Annotated in this window: 17 protein-coding genes; 15 read left to right on the top strand and 2 right to left on the bottom strand. The window is 68.0% G+C overall.

Translation table 11 applies throughout. The features are described 5' to 3' along the window. Positions 1 to 62: 62 nt before the first annotated feature. From DCD74_RS05170 to DCD74_RS05215, 10 genes are read left to right on the top strand one after another with little or no spacing between them, the layout of a single operon-like run. The gene (locus DCD74_RS05170; protein WP_112926381.1) at positions 63 to 848 is read left to right on the top strand and encodes an enoyl-CoA hydratase/isomerase family protein; all 786 of its coding nucleotides are present in this window, start codon (positions 63 to 65) and stop codon (positions 846 to 848) included. Beyond that, positions 848 to 2,830, top strand: a complete 1,983-nt coding sequence (locus DCD74_RS05175) for an acetyl/propionyl/methylcrotonyl-CoA carboxylase subunit alpha (RefSeq protein ID WP_112926382.1) — start codon at positions 848 to 850, stop codon at positions 2,828 to 2,830. The genes DCD74_RS05170 and DCD74_RS05175 overlap by 1 nt, the downstream gene beginning before the upstream one ends. 1 nt (position 2,831) lies before the next feature. Then, positions 2,832 to 3,728 (top strand): hydroxymethylglutaryl-CoA lyase, encoded by an 897-nt coding sequence (locus DCD74_RS05180; RefSeq protein ID WP_112926383.1) that lies wholly within the window; start codon positions 2,832 to 2,834, stop codon positions 3,726 to 3,728. Continuing rightward, on the top strand, positions 3,725 to 6,286 hold the full coding sequence (locus DCD74_RS05185; protein ID WP_112926384.1) for a sensor domain-containing protein: 2,562 nt from the start codon (positions 3,725 to 3,727) through the stop codon (positions 6,284 to 6,286). Before DCD74_RS05180 ends, DCD74_RS05185 begins: the two co-directional genes overlap by 4 nt. Further along, complete coding sequence (locus DCD74_RS05190; protein WP_112926385.1) at positions 6,279 to 6,776, top strand: GNAT family N-acetyltransferase; 498 nt, start codon at positions 6,279 to 6,281, stop codon at positions 6,774 to 6,776. Before DCD74_RS05185 ends, DCD74_RS05190 begins: the two co-directional genes overlap by 8 nt. Before the next feature lie 54 nt (positions 6,777 to 6,830). Next, positions 6,831 to 7,601 carry an SDR family NAD(P)-dependent oxidoreductase gene (locus DCD74_RS05195; RefSeq protein ID WP_112926386.1) on the top strand — a complete coding sequence of 257 codons (771 nt, stop codon included), beginning with the start codon at positions 6,831 to 6,833 and terminating at the stop codon, positions 7,599 to 7,601. After that, positions 7,598 to 7,900 (top strand): hypothetical protein, encoded by a 303-nt coding sequence (locus DCD74_RS05200; RefSeq protein ID WP_112926387.1) that lies wholly within the window; start codon positions 7,598 to 7,600, stop codon positions 7,898 to 7,900. Before DCD74_RS05195 ends, DCD74_RS05200 begins: the two co-directional genes overlap by 4 nt. Beyond that, positions 7,897 to 8,463 carry an elongation factor P-like protein YeiP gene (yeiP, locus tag DCD74_RS05205; protein WP_112926388.1) on the top strand — a complete coding sequence of 189 codons (567 nt, stop codon included), beginning with the start codon at positions 7,897 to 7,899 and terminating at the stop codon, positions 8,461 to 8,463. The genes DCD74_RS05200 and yeiP overlap by 4 nt, the downstream gene beginning before the upstream one ends. A 4-nt stretch (positions 8,464 to 8,467) precedes the next feature. Continuing rightward, a complete protein-coding gene (locus tag DCD74_RS05210) occupies positions 8,468 to 8,920 on the top strand; it encodes a hypothetical protein (RefSeq protein ID WP_162615912.1) in 453 nt (150 codons plus the stop codon). Then, positions 8,917 to 9,498 carry a GNAT family N-acetyltransferase gene (locus DCD74_RS05215; RefSeq protein ID WP_237049659.1) on the top strand — a complete coding sequence of 194 codons (582 nt, stop codon included), beginning with the start codon at positions 8,917 to 8,919 and terminating at the stop codon, positions 9,496 to 9,498. The genes DCD74_RS05210 and DCD74_RS05215 overlap by 4 nt, the downstream gene beginning before the upstream one ends. Here the strand turns inward: DCD74_RS05215 and DCD74_RS05220 are convergent, their stop codons facing one another. Continuing rightward, positions 9,499 to 10,884, bottom strand: a complete 1,386-nt coding sequence (locus DCD74_RS05220; protein WP_112926390.1) for an FAD-binding oxidoreductase — start codon at positions 10,882 to 10,884, stop codon at positions 9,499 to 9,501. 54 nt (positions 10,885 to 10,938) lie between these two features. Between DCD74_RS05220 and serA the strand changes: the two genes are divergently transcribed. Then, positions 10,939 to 12,174 (top strand): phosphoglycerate dehydrogenase, encoded by a 1,236-nt coding sequence (gene serA, locus DCD74_RS05225; RefSeq protein ID WP_112926391.1) that lies wholly within the window; start codon positions 10,939 to 10,941, stop codon positions 12,172 to 12,174. On the opposite strand, the gene DCD74_RS05230 is transcribed toward serA, so the two are convergent. Further along, on the bottom strand, positions 12,175 to 12,729 hold the full coding sequence (locus DCD74_RS05230; RefSeq protein WP_237049660.1) for an NUDIX hydrolase: 555 nt from the start codon (positions 12,727 to 12,729) through the stop codon (positions 12,175 to 12,177). Positions 12,730 to 12,874: 145 nt separating this feature from the next. On the opposite strand from DCD74_RS05230, the gene DCD74_RS05235 reads away from it, so the two are divergent. The 4 genes from DCD74_RS05235 to mtnC all read left to right on the top strand — a co-directional run bounded on the left by DCD74_RS05235 (position 12,875) and on the right by mtnC (position 16,396). Next, a complete protein-coding gene (locus DCD74_RS05235; RefSeq protein ID WP_112926393.1) occupies positions 12,875 to 14,419 on the top strand; it encodes an amino acid permease in 1,545 nt (514 codons plus the stop codon). Between the two features lie 98 nt (positions 14,420 to 14,517). Further along, positions 14,518 to 15,156: a methylthioribulose 1-phosphate dehydratase gene (locus DCD74_RS05240; protein WP_112926394.1), complete on the top strand. Its 639-nt coding sequence runs from the start codon at positions 14,518 to 14,520 to the stop codon at positions 15,154 to 15,156. Beyond that, positions 15,153 to 15,704 carry a 1,2-dihydroxy-3-keto-5-methylthiopentene dioxygenase gene (locus tag DCD74_RS05245; RefSeq protein ID WP_112926395.1) on the top strand — a complete coding sequence of 184 codons (552 nt, stop codon included), beginning with the start codon at positions 15,153 to 15,155 and terminating at the stop codon, positions 15,702 to 15,704. Before DCD74_RS05240 ends, DCD74_RS05245 begins: the two co-directional genes overlap by 4 nt. Then, complete coding sequence (gene mtnC / locus DCD74_RS05250) at positions 15,701 to 16,396, top strand: acireductone synthase (protein ID WP_112926396.1); 696 nt, start codon at positions 15,701 to 15,703, stop codon at positions 16,394 to 16,396. The genes DCD74_RS05245 and mtnC overlap by 4 nt, the downstream gene beginning before the upstream one ends. Positions 16,397 to 16,407 lie beyond the last annotated feature (11 nt).

Here is a 16,407-nt window from a genome sequence, read left to right on the forward strand (position 1 = left end):
TCATTTTATACCGAACGGCGCCCGTGCCGCCTTTATCATGGCGTTTTCCCCGGAACACGTTCATGGACGCGATGCTGGAAGTTCTGCGCGAAGGGGCCGTGGCCCGGCTGCGGATGCGGCGGCCCGAGGTCCACAACGCCTTCGACGACAGCCTGATCGCGGCGATGACCGAGGCCCTGCAGGGATTGGGGGAGGACGCTTCGGTGCGCGCGGTGGTGCTGGAAGGCGAAGGCGCTTCGTTCTCCGCCGGCGCCGACCTCAACTGGATGCGCGGCATGGCGAAGATGAGCGAAGCGGAGAACCGCGACGACTCGCTCGCCCTCGCCCGCCTGATGCGCACGCTCGACGAACTGCCGAAGCCGACCATCGCGCGGGTGCAGGGCGCGGCGTTCGGCGGCGGCGTCGGGCTGGTCGCCTGCTGCGACATCGCCATCGGCGCGGCCGAGGCGAAATTCGGCCTGACCGAAGCCAAGCTCGGCCTGCTGCCGGCGGTGATCTCGCCCTACGTCATCAATGCCATCGGCGTGCGTCAGGCGCGGCGATACTTCGCCACCGCCGAGATCTTCGACGCCGCCGAGGCGCTGCGCATCGGCCTGCTGCACCAGGTGGTGGCGATGGACGCGCTGGACGCCGCCGTGGACCGCCAGCTGGACCTGCTGCTGAAGGCCGGCCCGCTCGCTTCCGCCCGCGCCAAGCAGCTGGTGCGCGATGTCGCCGCCCATGCCGACGGCGCCAGGCACGACGCCGACAACGCCGCCCTGATCGCCCGCCTGCGTGTCTCGCCGGAAGGCCAGGAAGGGCTGACCGCCTTCCTAGACAAGCGCAAACCGAACTGGATGTCCGCCTGATGTTCGACAAGATCCTGATCGCCAACCGTGGCGAAATCGCCTGCCGCGTCATCCGCACCGCCCGCCGCATGGGCATCCGCACGGTCGCGGTGTATTCGGAGGCCGATGCCGGCGCGCAACACGTGCGCCAGGCCGACGAAGCCTACCTGATCGGTGGCCCGCGTCCGCAGGACAGCTATCTGCGTGGCGATGTGATCCTGGATGTCGCGAAGCAATCCGGCGCGCAGGCGATCCACCCCGGCTATGGCTTCCTCTCCGAGAACGCGGATTTCGCCGACGCGGTGGAAGCCGCCGGCATCGTCTTCATCGGGCCGAAGGCGGCATCGATGCGCAAGATGGGCAGCAAGGCGGGCGCGAAGGAACTGATGGATGCCGCCGGCGTGCCGGTGGTGCCGGGCTACACGGGGGAAGACCAATCGCCCGACCTGCTGCAGCGCGAAGCCGACCGCATCGGCTATCCGCTGATGATCAAGGCCGCGCACGGCGGCGGCGGCAAGGGCATGCGCATCGTGCGGTCGAGCGCGGAATTCGCGCCGAATCTCGAAAGCTGCCAGCGCGAGGCGGCCAACGCTTTCGGCCGTGACCGCGTGCTGCTGGAGCGCTACATCGAACAGCCGCGCCACATCGAGATCCAGATCTTCGGCGATGCGCAGGGCGAGGTGATCCACCTCAACGAGCGCGAGTGTTCCGCCCAGCGCCGCTACCAGAAGGTGCTGGAGGAATCGCCCTCGCCCTTCCTCACCCCCGGACTGCGCGCGGCGATGGGCGAGGCGGCGGTGCAGGCCGGCCGCGCCATCGACTACCAGAACGCCGGCACCGTCGAGTTCATCGTCGGGCAGGACGGCCAGTTCTATTTCATGGAAATCAACACGCGCCTGCAGGTGGAACACCCGGTCACCGAACTGGTCGCCGGGCTGGATCTCGTCGAATGGCAGTTGCGCGTCGCCGCCGGTGAGCCGCTGCCGCGCGCGCAGGAAACCATCTATTCCAGCGGCCACGCCATCGAGGTGCGCTTGTACGCGGAGGACCCGGATGCCGGCTTCCTGCCCGGTTCCGGCACGTTCACCCGCCTGCGCCTGCCGGAATTCATGCCGGACGTGCGCATCGACTCCGGCGTGGTCGAAGGCGACACCGTGACCATCTTCTACGACCCGATGATCGCCAAGCTGATCGTGTTTGGCGTGGACCGCGCGCGCGCGTTGGCCAAACTGCGCGAGGCGCTGGCGGCGTGCGAGATCGAAGGCCCGAAGTCGAACATCGCCTTCCTCGAACGGCTGGCGCGACACCCGGCGGTGGTCGAAGGCCGCATCGACACCGGCTATCTCGATCGTCATCTGGACGAATTCGTCGGAGCGGTCGAAGGCGATGCGGATGCCGCGCCGGTGCTGCGCGCCATCGCCGCCGCCGTGGTGCGCCTGCGTGCCGAGCAGCAGACCGATGCGGCTTCTCCCTGGGGCCTGCGCGACGGCTGGCGGCTGGATGGCCCCGGCAACATGCCGCTGCGCCTGCAGCATGGCGAGGCCGACGTGCATCTCTCGCTGTCCGGCCAGCGCGGCGATTACATCGTGCGCGAAGGCGAGACGCTGACCTATCTGGAAGGCCTTAGGCTGGGCGGCGACACGCTCAGCGGCCGCATCAACGGCAGCGCGCGGCGCCTGTTGGCGGGTATCGATGGCGATGCCGTGACCCTGCACGATGGCGAACGCCGCCACCGCTTCCTTCGCACGCCATTGCACAGGCTGGATGATGAGGCGGGTGCCGCCAGCGGCGACCGCGTCAAGGCGCCGATGCCCGGCCGCGTGGTGCTGGTGAAGGCACGCGCGGGCGATGCGGTGAAGTCCGGCGACGTGCTGCTGGTGATGGAGGCGATGAAGATGGAACTGGCACTCAAAGCCCCGCGCGACGGCATCGTCGCCGACGTGCAGGCCGGCGAAGGCGACTTCGTCGAAGCCGATGCCACCCTGGTCACGCTGGAGCATTGAGATGGCGCTTCCCTCCTTCGTCCGCATCGTCGAGGTCGGCCCGCGCGACGGCCTGCAGAACGAGAAGACCCACGTCTCCACCGCCGACAAGATCGAGCTGGTCAACCGGCTGTCGGCCACGGGGCTCCGCACCATCGAGGCCACCAGCTTCGTCAGCCCGAAATGGGTGCCGCAGATGGCCGACGCTGCCGAGGTCTATGCCGGCATCGACAAGCGCCCCGGCATCGCCTATCCGGTGCTGGTGCCCAACCTGCAGGGCTACGAGCGCGCGCGCGGCGTCGGCGTGGCCGAGATCGCGGTGTTCACCGCCGCGTCGGAAGCCTTCAACCGCAAGAACATCAACGCCTCCATCGACGAATCACTGGAACGCTTCGCGCCGGTGATGGCCGCCGCGCAGGCCGATGGCGTCAAGGTGCGCGGCTATGTCTCCACCGTGCTCGGCTGTCCCTACCAGGGCGAGGTGCCGTTGTCCGATGTGGCACGCGTGGCCCGCGCCCTGCACGAGATGGGCTGCTACGAGGTCTCGCTGGGCGACACCATCGGCATCGGCACCCCGGCCAAGGCCCGGGCCATGCTGCGCGCGGTCGCCGGCGAGGTCCCGATGGACGCGCTGGCCATCCACTTCCATGACACCTGGGGCCAGGCGCTGGCCAACATCCTGGCCTGCCTGGAGGAAGGCGTGGCGGTGGTGGATGCGGCCGTGGCCGGCACCGGCGGCTGCCCCTATGCCAAGGGCGCGAGCGGCAACGTGGCCAGCGAGGACGTGGTCTACATGCTGCACGGCATGGGGATTGAAACCGGAATCGACTTCACAAAACTAGTCGAAACGGGCGTATGGTTGGCGTCCCGGCTGGGCCGTGAAACCGGCAGCAAGGCAGGACGCGCACTGAACCCATGAAGGACGGCCACGCCACCGATGCCGAGGAGGTTCCGGAACAGGAGCTCCGGCAACGGCTGGCCGTACTGGCCGCGTCGCCCGCGCTGGATGCCGATGCCCGCGCACTGATCGAAGCCGTGACCACCGCGTGGGCAGGCAGCGAATCCGCCCGCATCGCCGCCGAGCAGCGCTACCGCACCCTGTTCGACGCCGTACCCGACCCGGTCAGCATCATCGACTGGGACGGCACACTGCTCGACGTCAACGCCGCCGCGGTGCGGATCTTCGGGCGCAGCCGCGAGAGCCTGGTCGGCCAGCCCATCGAGGTCATCAACCCCGACCTGCCGCGCGACCACATGATGCCGGTGCACGACGCGCTGGACCGCGGCGAGAGCTACATGGTCACCGTCACCAACATGCACGCCGACGGCACCCGCTTCCCGGTCGAAGTGCATTCGGTGGCGATCGAATTCGAGGGTGCGCGCCGCATCGTCGCCGTGGCCCGCGACCTGTCCAGCCGCGCCGACATCGAGCGCCGCTACGCGGACCTGATCGAGTCGGTGGACAAGGGCATCGTAGTGCAGGATGCCGAAGGCCACGTGCTGCACGTGAACGGCGCGGCGATGCGCATCCTGGGGCTGGAACCCGGCCAGTCGCCGGATGCCGCCTTCCACTCCGAGCGCTGGCTGGCGGTGGACGAGAACGGCGTGCCGATGGCGCGCATGGACGTGCCGGCGATGGTCGCGATGCGCACCGGCAAGGTGGTGGAAAGCCAGGTGATCGGCCTGTTCCGCTACGAATCCGACGAATTCCGCTGGCTGTCGGTGACCGCCATCCCCAAGTTCCACCCGTGCTCGGGCCAGCCCGACGAGATCCTCTCGCTCTTCAGCGACATCACCGAACTCAAGCGCGACAGCGCGATGTTCGAGCGCGTGCAGGCGCTGGCGACCATCGGCGCCTGGGAATACAACCGCGCGGACTCGCGCATCTACCTGACCCGCGGGGCACGGAGCATCCTCGGCTGCGATGACGCGCCGGCCTCGCTCGCCGCTTTCTGCGCCTGCTTCGTGCCCGGCGACGCGGCGCGCCTGGCCGAGGCGATCGAGCAGGCCTACGACAGCGGGCATCCCTTCTCGCTCGACCTGCGCCCCGCGCGCGAGGACAACAGCGAGTGCTGGGTCCACCTGCAGGGCGAGGTGGACCGCAAGGACCCCTCGATCAACCGGCTGACCGGCACGCTGTCCGACATCAGCGAACGCAAGCTTGTAGAGAACAACCTGCGGCGGCAGGCACGCACCGACCCGCTCACCGGCCTGCTCAACCGCGACGCCATCCTCGACGAGCTCGACGCCTACCTGGCCGGCAACGCGCCGCGCCTGGCGGTGCTGTACATCGACCTGGACCGCTTCAAGGTCATCAATGACGTGCTCGGCCACAACGTCGGCGACCGCCTGCTGTGCGCGGTGGCCGAACGGCTGCGCGGCGCGGCCGGCGGCGATGTGCTGTGCGCGCGGCTGGGCGGCGATGAATTCCTGGTGCTGTGCCGGCTGGCCGCTTCCGACAGCCACATCCACACCGCCGAGGCGATCCTGGGTGCGATCGCGCGGCCGTTCCGCATCGACCAGGAAGAGTTTTCGATCAGCGCCAGCATCGGCATCGCCGAATCCCCGCGCGACGGCACCAGCGCCACCGAGCTGATCCAGAACGCCGACGCCGCGATGTACGACAGCAAGCGCCGCGCCTACAACGGCTGGCAGAGCTACAGCGAAGACCTGGCCCGCCGCCAGCACGACCGCCTGCAGGTGGACCTGCACATGCGTACCGCGCTCGACAACAACGAGATGGCGCTGCTCTACCAGCCGCAGGTCGACCTGCGCACCGGCCTGGTGGTGGGTGCCGAAGCGCTGATGCGCTGGCACAACCCGCACCTGGGGCCAATGAAGCCGGATGTGTTCATCAGCCATGCCGAGAACAGCGGCGAGATCATCCGCCTCGGCGCATGGGCGCTGCACGAAGCCTGCATGCAGGTGCGGCGCTGGCGCGACCAGGGCCACCACACCGTGCGGATGGCGGTGAACGTGTCCTACCGGCAGTTCCTGGCCGATGACCTGGCCGGCACCGTCGAATCCGCGCTGCAGGCGGCCGGGATTCCCGGCTCCGCGCTGGAACTGGAATTCACCGAGCGGGTGCTGATCGAAGACGAGCCGGAAACCCTGCGCACCTTCGCCCAGCTGCGCGAACTGGGCGTGGCGCTGTCCATCGACGATTTCGGCGAAGGCTACAGCGCGCTCAACTATCTGCGCCGGCTGCCGATCCACGGACTCAAGCTCTCGCAGCTGTTCCTGCAGGGCGTGCCCGGCAACGGTTCGGATGTCGCGGTCTGCCAGGCCGTGGCCGGCATCGCCCGCAGCCTGGGGCTGGGGCTGGTGGCCGAAGGCGTGGAAACCGAGGCGCAGCGCCGCTTCCTGATGGAGCTCGGGGTGCCCGTCGGCCAGGGCTTCCTGTTCGCCAAGGCACTGGTGGCCGATGAATTCGCCAAGCTCCTGATCGCGCCGCCCGCGCTCGCCCTGCATGCCTGACACGCCCGACACCTGGATGCTCCGCCCGATCACCGCCGCCGACGACGCGGCGATGGCCGCCATCATCCGCAGCGTGATGCCGGAGTTCGGCGCCAGCGGCTGCGGCTTCGCCATCAACGACCCGGAAGTGGACTGGATGTCGAAGGCGTATGCCGCGCCCCGCCACGCCTACTTCGTGATCGAACATGCCGGCCAGGTGCTGGGCGGCGGCGGCATCGCGCCACTGGCGGGTGGTGATGCCGATACCTGCGAGCTGCGCAAGATGTACTTCCTGCCCGGGGCACGCGGGCTCGGCGCCGGGGCCGCGATGATGGCGCGCTGCCTGAAGGCCGCCCGCGACGCCGGCTTCCGCCAGTGCTACCTCGAAACCCTGACCGGCATGGACGCGGCGATGCGCCTGTACGAACGCAGCGGCTTCCAGCGGATCGACGCACCGATGGGCGACACCGGCCACGGCGGCTGCAACATCTTCTACCTGCGCACGCTGTAGGCGGCCGGCCCGGCGCTCCGGGTAAAATCGCCGCTTTCCCCGGCGAGACTCCCCATGCAGCTGAAAGACACCCGCGCCATCGTCACCGGCGGCGTTTCCGGCCTCGGTTTCGCCGTGGCCAAGCATCTGGCCGCGCACGGCGGCAAGGTCGCCCTGTTCGACGTCAATGACGAGAAGGGCGCGGCGGCGGTCGCCGAACTGGGCGCCGGCAACGCCACCTTCCTCAAGACCGATGTCAGCGACGAAGCCGGCGTCAGCGCCAATGTCGCCGCGGCCAAGGAGTTCCTCGGCGGCCTGAATGCCTGCATCAACTGCGCCGGCATCCTTGGCGCCGGCCGCGTGCTGGGCAAGAACGGCCCGATGGCGCTGTCGCAGTTCCAGACCACGGTGATGGTCAACCTGGTCGGCAGCTTCAACGTGGCCAAGGCCGCCGCCGACCTGATGCAGCACAACGAGGCGAATGCGGAAGGCGAACGCGGCGTCATCGTCAACACCGCGTCGGTCGCCGCCTACGAAGGCCAGATCGGCCAGGCGGCGTATTCGGCATCGAAGGGCGGCGTGGTCGGCATGACCCTGCCGATGGCTCGCGAACTGGGGCGCTTCGGCATCCGCGTCATGACCATCGCGCCGGGCATCTTCTGGACCCCGATGGTCGATGGCATGCCCGACGACGTGCAGAAGTCGCTGTCAGCATCCATCCCCTTCCCCTCGCGCCTGGGCCAGCCGGAGGAGTTCGCCGACCTGGTCGCTTACATCCTCGGCAACACCTATCTGAACGGCGAAACCATCCGCCTGGATGGCGCGACCCGGTTGGCGCCGAAATGAGCCTGATCGGCAGCCGCGAGCGCACCGAACGCTGGCTGCGCGAACGCTGGCCGGCGATCCGCGCCCGCGGCCTCACCCATTTCCTGCTGGTCAAGGGACTGCTGCTCTGGGGCGGCATCATGTTCGTGGTGATGGGCGCGCTGTCCGCCGGGCGCCTTGGCCTGGATCATCCGCGCCTGCCATTGATGCTGGCCATCACCGCGCTGTTGAGCGCGGTCGGCGGCCTGCTCTGGGCCGCCACCACCTGGTGGATCAACGAACGCATCTTCCGCTCACTCAACATCGGCAATCACGCATGAAGGCTTACGACATCAAGAAGGGCAACGTCGTCGAACACAACGGCGGTGTGTACCAGGTCCGCGACATCGAACGCAGCAGCCCGCAGGGGCGCGGCGGCAACGTGCGCTACCGCTTCACCATGTATTCGGTGCCGGGCGGCAACAAGCTGGACGCCAGCTTCGACGGCGACGACAACCTGACCGAAGTCGAGCTGCTGCGCCGCCAGGCCACGTTCTCGTACAAGGATGGCGATGCCTTCGTCTTCATGGATGACGAGGACTACAGCCAGTACACGCTCGACGCTTCCAACATCGGCGAGGGTGCCGGCTACATCACCGATGGCCTGTCCGGCTGCTACGTGCAGATCATCGATGACCTGCCGGTGGCGCTGCAGCTGCCGACCTCGGTGGTGCTGGAAGTCGTGGACACCCCGCCGGAGCTCAAGGGCGGCACCGCGACCAAGCGCCCGAAGCCGGCCACGCTCAACACCGGCATCGAGATCCAGGTGCCGGAATACATCACCAACGGCGAGAAGGTCTGGGTCAACACCACGACCGGTGAGTTCGGTGGCCGCGCGGACTGACCGCATGATGGCCTGGGCACTGGCCGCGTTACTCACGGCCGGTTGCTCGTCGCCGCCGACCGCGCCGGCGACGCCGGTGGCGCCTGCCTACGTCGAAGCGTCTGCATCCAGCGCATCGCAGCCCGCGGAACCGGCTGCGCAGACGACCGCCGCCGCATCGCCCACCACATCGCCCACGCCACCCAGCACGGGCGAGCACGCGACGGATACGCAGGTGGATGCCGCCGCCCTGCCCGAAGACGTCCGCGAATACATCGTCAAGCAGCGCATGTGCCGGCATCTGAAAGCCAAGGCCGACAGCGGCGAAGGCAGCCCGCAGGTAACCGCGATGATCTGCGCCACCGCCGGCGATGCCGCGTGGAAAGCGCTGATCCGCAAGTACCAGGGCGACGACACCATCGGCAGCGTGCTGCTGGCTGAACGCCCGCTGGACAGCGCCGAGCCGGCACAGCCGTGACCACGCTCGCCGGCTGGGGCGTGCGGCTGGAACCGTTGTCGATGTCGCATGCCGAAGCGCTGGCGCGGGCCAGCGCCGATGGCGAGATCTGGAAGCTGCACTACACCAGCGCGCCGGAACCTGCCGCCGAAGCCGCCTCCACCTACATCGCCAGCGCACTCGCCGGTCACAATGCCGGTTCGATGCAGCCCTACGCCGTGTTCGCCGATGACGACCTCGTCGGCACCACGCGCTTCTACGACATCGACCGCGAAGTGCCGACCTGCGCCATCGGCTACACCTGGTACGCGGCGCGCGTGCAGCGCAGCCACGTCAACACCGCCTGCAAGCGCCTGCTGCTCGGCCACGCCTTCGAGGCGATGGACATGCGCACGGTCTACTTCCACACCAGCCACCAGAACCTGCGCTCGCAGGCGGCCATCGAGCGGCTCGGCGCGAAGAAGGACGGCGTGTTGCGCCAGCACCGTCGGCAGAAGGACAGCAGCCTGCGCGATACCGTCTGCTATTCGATCCTCGACAGCGAGTGGCCCGCCGTGCGCGGCGGCCTGGACGCGAAGCTCGCCAACATCGCGCGCTGATCAGTCGATCAGCTTGCCCGGGTTCATCAGTCCGTCCGGGTCCAGCACCTGCCTGATGCCGCGCATCAACGCGATCTCTTCGGCACTGCGGGTGCCTTGCAGATAGGGCTTCTTGACCAGCCCGATGCCGTGTTCGGCGGAGATGCTGCCGCCATGCTTCGCCAGCAGGTCGGCCAGCAGGCGCGTCACCCGCTCGCAGTCGCGGACGAAATCAGCGGCGGCGAGATCGGCCGGCTTGAGCACGTTGATGTGCAGGTTGCCGTCGCCGATGTGGCCGAACCAGACCACTTCGAAATGCGGATATTCGGCGGCAAGCAAGGCTTCCGCCTCGTGCAGGAAGGCCGGCAGCGCGGAGATGCGCAGCGAGACATCGTTCTTGTACGGCGTGTGCGAGGCGAGCGATTCGGTGATGCCTTCGCGCAGCCGCCACAGTTGCGCGGCCTGCGCCTCGCTGCCGGCGATCACGCCATCCAGCGCCCAACCTTCGGTCATGCCCTGCTCGAACAGGGCGAGTGCGGCGGTTTCGTCGGCCTCGCCTTCGTGGGCGTATTCGACCACGGCGTAGAAGGCGTAATCCTCGGCGAACGGCCGCTGCCCGCCATGCGCGACGACATGCGCCAGCGCGCGGGCGGTGAAGAATTCGAAGGCCTCCAGCCGCAGGCCCGCACGCAGGGCCGCGAAGGCGGCGAGCACGGCATCGAAATCCGGCATCGCAAGCAACATCACCTGCGTCGGTGGCGGCGGCTCGGTGAGTGACAGCATCGCCTCGACCACGATGCCGAGCGTGCCCTCGCTGCCGATGAAAAGCTGGCGCAGGTCGTAGCCGCTGGAATTCTTGACCAGCCCGTTGTTGAGCCGCAGCACCTCGCCCGCGCCGGTCACCACGGTCAGCCCGGCGATCCACTCTCGGGTGTTGCCATAGCGCAGCACGCGGATGCCGCCGGCATTGGTATTGATGTTGCCGCCGATCGTGCACGAGCCGCGCGCGGCGAAATCCACCGGGTACTGCAGGCCGTGGTCGCGGGCCGCGTCCTGCGCCGCCTGCAGGGTGATGCCGGCCTGCACGTGCAGCAGGCGATCCACCGGGTCGAAGCCGATGACGCGGTTCATCCGCTCCAGGCTCACGACCAGTTCGCCATTGGCCGCGACCGCGCCGCCCGACAGGCCGGTGCGCCCGCCCGAAGGCACCAGCGCCACCCGCGCCTCACGCGCCCAGCGCACGATGCCGACCACTTCATCCACGCTGGCCGGCAGCGCGATGGCGAACGGCGCGGGCGTCCAGCGCCGGGTCCAGTCGCGGCCGTAATGCGCCAGGTCGTTGGCATCGCTCAGCAGGCGCAATCCGGGCAGCGCGTCGCGCAGGGTATCAAGGTTCGGCAGGCTCATCGGGCTAGCCTAACGCAGTATGCTGCGGTGCAACGCCGCCCTCTTCCCCGCATCGTGTCCCCCACTTCCTTCCCCAAATCCGACATCCGCGTGCTGCTGCTGGAAGGCATCAGCGACCGCGCCGCCCAGTCCTTCGCCGATGCCGGCTACAGCGACATCCGCCGCTTCGACAAGGCGCTCTCGCCCGACGTGCTGGTCGCCGAACTGCGCGAGGCGCACATCGTCGGCATCCGCTCGCGCACCCGGCTCGATGCCGACACGCTGGCCCACGCCCGCAAGCTGATCACCATCGGCGCGTTCTGCATCGGCACCAACCAGATCGACCTGGCCGCCGCCAAGCGCGCCGGCATCCCGGTGTTCAACGCGCCCTACTCCAACACCCGCAGCGTGGCCGAACTGGTCATCGCCGAAACGATCATGCTGATGCGCGGCATCCCGCAGAAGTCGTCGCAATGCCACCGTGGTGGCTGGTCCAAGTCCGCCGCCGGCAGCCACGAAGTGCGCGGCAAGACGCTCGGCATCGTCGGCTACGGCCACATCGGCACCCAGGTCGGGGTGATGGCCGAAGCGCTCGGCATGCACGTCATCTACCACGACATCGAAACCAAGCTCACGCTCGGCAACGCACGTCATGCCGGCGGGCTGGACGCGCTGCTCGCCGGCAGCGACATCGTCACCCTGCACGTACCGGAAACGCCCGCCACGAAATTGATGATCGGTGCCGCCGAACTCGCGCGCATGAAGCCCGGCGCGCATCTCATCAATGCCTCGCGCGGCACGGTGGTGGATATCGATGCGCTGGCCGAAGCCCTGTCGCGCGGCCACATCGGCGGCGCGGCGGTGGACGTGTTCCCGGCCGAACCCGAGGGCAATGCCGATGCCTTCGTGTCACCGCTGTGCGGCATGGACAACGTCATCCTCACCCCGCACATCGGCGGCAGCACGCTGGAGGCGCAGGACAACATCGGCGCGGAAGTCGCGGCCAAACTCGTGCGCTACAGCGACAACGGCAGCACGCTCTCGGCGGTCAATTTCCCCGAGGTCACCCTGCCCGAGCACCACGGCAGCCACCGTTTCCTGCACATCCACCGCAACGTGCCGGGCGTGCTCTCGCGGATCAACGAGGTGTTTTCCGCGCGCGGCATCAACATCGACGGCCAGTACCTGCGCACCGATCCGGAGCTGGGTTATGTGGTGATCGATGCGGCTTCGGACCGCGACGAAGCCGTCCGCCTGCGCGAAGCGCTGGCCGCCATCGAAGGCACCCTGCGCACCCGCGTGCTGTACTGATCAGCGCGCGGCGCGGGCCAGCCAGCGCCGCGCCATCCGGCGCAGCGACGGGTCCATCGATTCATCGGCGGCGACGTCCTCGATGTCGCGCCAGGCGAGATCCAGCGATTCCTCGCTGACCGCGAACGCCTCGTCGCCGCACGCCTGCACCACGAAGCGCACGTCGTGATGCCAATGGCCGGGCACGCCCTTGTGCTCGGGAATCCAGTGGCGGTCCAGGTCGAAGATGGCGGGCTCGACGCGCATGTCGGTCAAACCGGACTCTTCTTCCGCCTCCTTCAGCGCGACATTCGCCAGGTCCTCGTCGCCATCCGCATGCCCGCCCAGCTGCAGCCAGCGGCCCAGCTTGCGATGGTGGGTGAGCAGCGTGCGCCGGCCATCCGCGCTCACCAGCCAGCTCGACGCGGTGAAGTGGCCGGCCTCGCGCTCGCGCGTATAGGCGATGTGGCCTTCGTCGGCGAGCGTGGCGAATCCGGTGGTCGTGGCTTCATCCTCATCGGGATGCAGGCGCCGCCATTCATCGAGTCGCGGGGTGATCTGCCAGGGCGTGTTCATGCGTCGATGCTGCATTGCATCACACGGATGCGCAACTCCAGGAGCGCGTGAACGCCTTGTGCAGGAAGGCAATAGGCGGTTATGTTCGCGGCTGCTCGTCGATTCGGGCAGTCCATCCACTGATGTTGCCCCCGGGGAGAACACGATGCTGTTCCAACGCGTCAAGCCGCTCGACAAGATTCTCGAGACCGCCGAAAAGAAGTCACTGAAGCGCCAGCTCGGCGCGTTCCAGCTCACCATGCTCGGCATCGGCGCCATCATCGGCACCGGCATCTTCGTACTCACCGCCGAAGCAGGCCAGAAGGCCGGCCCGGCGATGATGATCGCCTTCGTCATCGCGGCCATCGTCTGCGCGCTGGCCGCGCTGGCCTATTCCGAACTCGCCTCGATGGTCCCGGTCTCCGGTTCCGCCTACACCTATACCTATGCGGTGATGGGCGAAACGCTGGCCTGGGTGGTCGGCTGGGCGCTCGTCCTTGAATATGCGGTCGCCGCAGGCGCGGTGGCGGTGGGCTGGTCGGGCTACATGAACGGCCTGCTCGCCAGTGCAGGGATGGAGCTGCCCCGCGCGCTCAGGACCGGTCCGATGGATGGCGGCGCGTTCAACGTGCTCGCTTTCCTGATCGCGCTGGTCGTCACCTTCCTCCTGGTGATCGGCACCTCCAAGTCGGCCAAGGTCAACGCGGTGCTGGTGCTGATCAAGGTGATCGCGCTGACCGCCTTCATCTTCATCGCGGTGCCGGCGGCCAAGGACGTCAACTTCCAGCCCTTCTTCCCGACCGGCTGGGGCAGCCCGATGGGCGGCGTCGGCGTGCTGGGCGCGGCGGCTTCGATCTTCTTCGCCTACGTCGGCTTCGACGCGGTCTCCACCGCCGCCGAGGAAACCAAGAACCCGAACCGCAACATCCCGATCGGCCTGATCGGTTCGCTGCTGGTCTGCACCATCTTCTACATGCTGGTCAGCTACGGTGCAGTGGGTGCCATCGGTGCGCAGCCGATGCTGGACGCGGCCGGCTTGGCCATCCACCCGGGCACCCCGGAAATGGCCGCCGCCTGCGCCGCCAACAATCCCGACGCGCTGGTCTGCAGCAAGGAGCCGCTGGCCCACGTGCTGAAGGTGATGGGGTTCGCGGGCTGGGGCAATGCGATCGGGACCGCCGCCGCGCTGGCCCTGCCCTCGGTCATCCTGATGATGATCTACGGCCAGACCCGCATCTTCTTCACCATGTCGCGTGACGGCCTGCTGCCGGAGATCCTGAGCCGCGTGCATCCCAAGTTCCATACCCCGCACGTGGTGACCATCCTGACCGGCATTTTCGTGGCACTGTTCGCGGCGATGTTCCCGGTGGGCATCCTGGCCGACATCTCCAACTCCGGCACGCTGTTCGCGTTCATGGCAGTGGCCGCCGGCGTGCTGATCCTGCGCAAGCGTGATCCGGGCCGTCATCGCCCGTTCCGCACGCCGATGGCCTGGATCGTCTGCCCGCTGGCGATCCTCGGCTGCCTGCTGCTGTTCTTCAACCTGTCGCTGTACACCATCGGCCTGTTCGTCGGCTGGGCGGTGATCGGCCTGATCGTGTACGCCGTGTACGGCTATCGCAACAGCGACCTGGCCCGTGGCATCACCGGCCCGGAAGGCGGCCCGAAGATCGATCCGGAACCGCCGTTCCACGAAGGCCCGCAGGCCTGATCCATCCGTGATGGCTTGACGAAACGGCGCGGACTTCCGCGCCGTTTTCGTTTGCGCGCGTTGCGGAAGCGGCCACCCCGATTCGCTACACTCACCGCATGAACGATGCCCTCCCCTACGACGCACAACGGCTGCGCCACCTGGCCGGCGAACTGATCACCAACATCCGCGAACTTGGCCATGCCGGGTGGACGCCGGCGACCAGCAGCAATTTCTCAATGCGGCTGGATGAACGCCATGCCGCGATCACCGTGTCGGGCCGCAACAAGACGCGGCTGACCGAGGCCGACATCATGGTGGTGGACTTCGATGGCCAGCCGGTCGCCACCGAGCTCCGCCCGTCCGCCGAAACCCTGTTGCACACGCAGCTCTACAAGCGCTTCCCGGAGATCGGCTGCGTACTGCACACGCACTCGCTGGTTCAGACGGTCGCCTCGCGGCTGTTCGCGCCGCAGGGCCATGTGCGCTTCGAGGACTACGAACTGCAGAAGGCCTTCGCCGGCAACACCACGCACGATGCCGCGATGGACGTGCCGGTCTTCGCCAACACCCAGGACATGCAGGAACTGGCGGCCAAGGTTGAAGACGCGCTGGATCGCCAGTGCATGTGGGGCTATCTGATCGAAGGCCACGGCGTCTATGCCTGGGGCCGCGACATGCCCGAAGCCCGCCGCCACCTGGAGGCGTTCGAATTCCTGCTCGCCTGCGAGCTCAAGATGATGGAGTTGGGGAAGTGAGCCGCCTGCGCATCTATGAGGTCGATGCACCGACCACCGTCGTGCGCGAATCGCGCGACCATGCGGCCATCGCCGCCGAGCTGTCTGCCATCGGCGTGCTGTTCGAGCAGTGGCAGGCCTCGCAGCCGGTGCAGGCCGGCGACGCAGCCGAGGCGATCATGGACGCCTACCGCGCCGACATCGACCGCCTCGTCGCCGAGAACGGCTTCAACAGCGTGGACGTGGTGAGCATCGCGCCGGACAACCCGCAGCGCGAAGTGATGCGTGCCAAGTTCCTGGAGGAACACACGCACAAGGAAGGCGAGATCCGCTTCTTCGTCGATGGCAGCGGCCTGTTCTCGCTGCACGTGGGCGACAAGGTCTACGAAGTGCTGTGCGAGAAAGGCGACCTGATCTCGGTGCCGGACAACACCACGCACTGGTTCGACATGGGCGCCGAGCCGGAATTCGTGGCGCTCCGCTTCTTCACCAATCCGGACGGCTGGGTCGGCGATTTCACCGGCAGCGACATCGCCCAGCGCTTCCCGCGTTACGAGCGCGACGCATGAAGCCGGTCGTCCTCACCGACATCGAAGGCACCACCAGCAGCATTTCCTTCGTGCGCGAGGTGCTGTTCCCCTATGCACGCGAGCGCCTGCCGGCCTTCGTCGCCGCGAATGCCGACCGGCCCGAGGTGCGCGCCCTGCTCGACCAGGTGGCCACCGAAAACGGCGCGATGTGCGATGACGCGATGATCTCGGAGACGCTGCAGGGCTGGATCGACGAGGACCGCAAGCACACGGCGCTCAAGGCGCTGCAGGGCATGATCTGGGAAGCCGGCTACCACGAAGGCGATTTCCAGGCGCCGATCTATGCCGATGTCGCGCCGGCGCTGCAGCATTGGCATGAGGCCGGCCACCCGCTCGCCGTGTATTCGTCGGGCTCGGTGCCGGCGCAGAAGCTGCTGTTCTCGCATACCGATGCCGGTGACCTGGCGCCGCTGTTCTCCGGCTGGTTCGATACCGAAGTCGGCCACAAGCGCGATGCCGACAGCTACCGGCTGATCGCCGACCGGCTCGACCGCGCACCGGGCGACATCGTGTTCCTGTCCGACATCGTCGCCGAGCTGGATGCCGCGCGCGATGCCGGCATGCGCACCGTGCTGCTGGACCGCCGCGAGGACTACCCCGAGCCGCGCGATGCCGGAGCCACGCACGGCCACGCGCGCGTCGAATCCTTCGCCGACATCGACCCGGCCTGATCGCTCCGAAG

The sequence above is a fragment of the Lysobacter oculi genome, assembly GCF_003293695.1.
Classification (GTDB): Bacteria; Pseudomonadota; Gammaproteobacteria; order Xanthomonadales; family Xanthomonadaceae; genus Solilutibacter; species Solilutibacter oculi.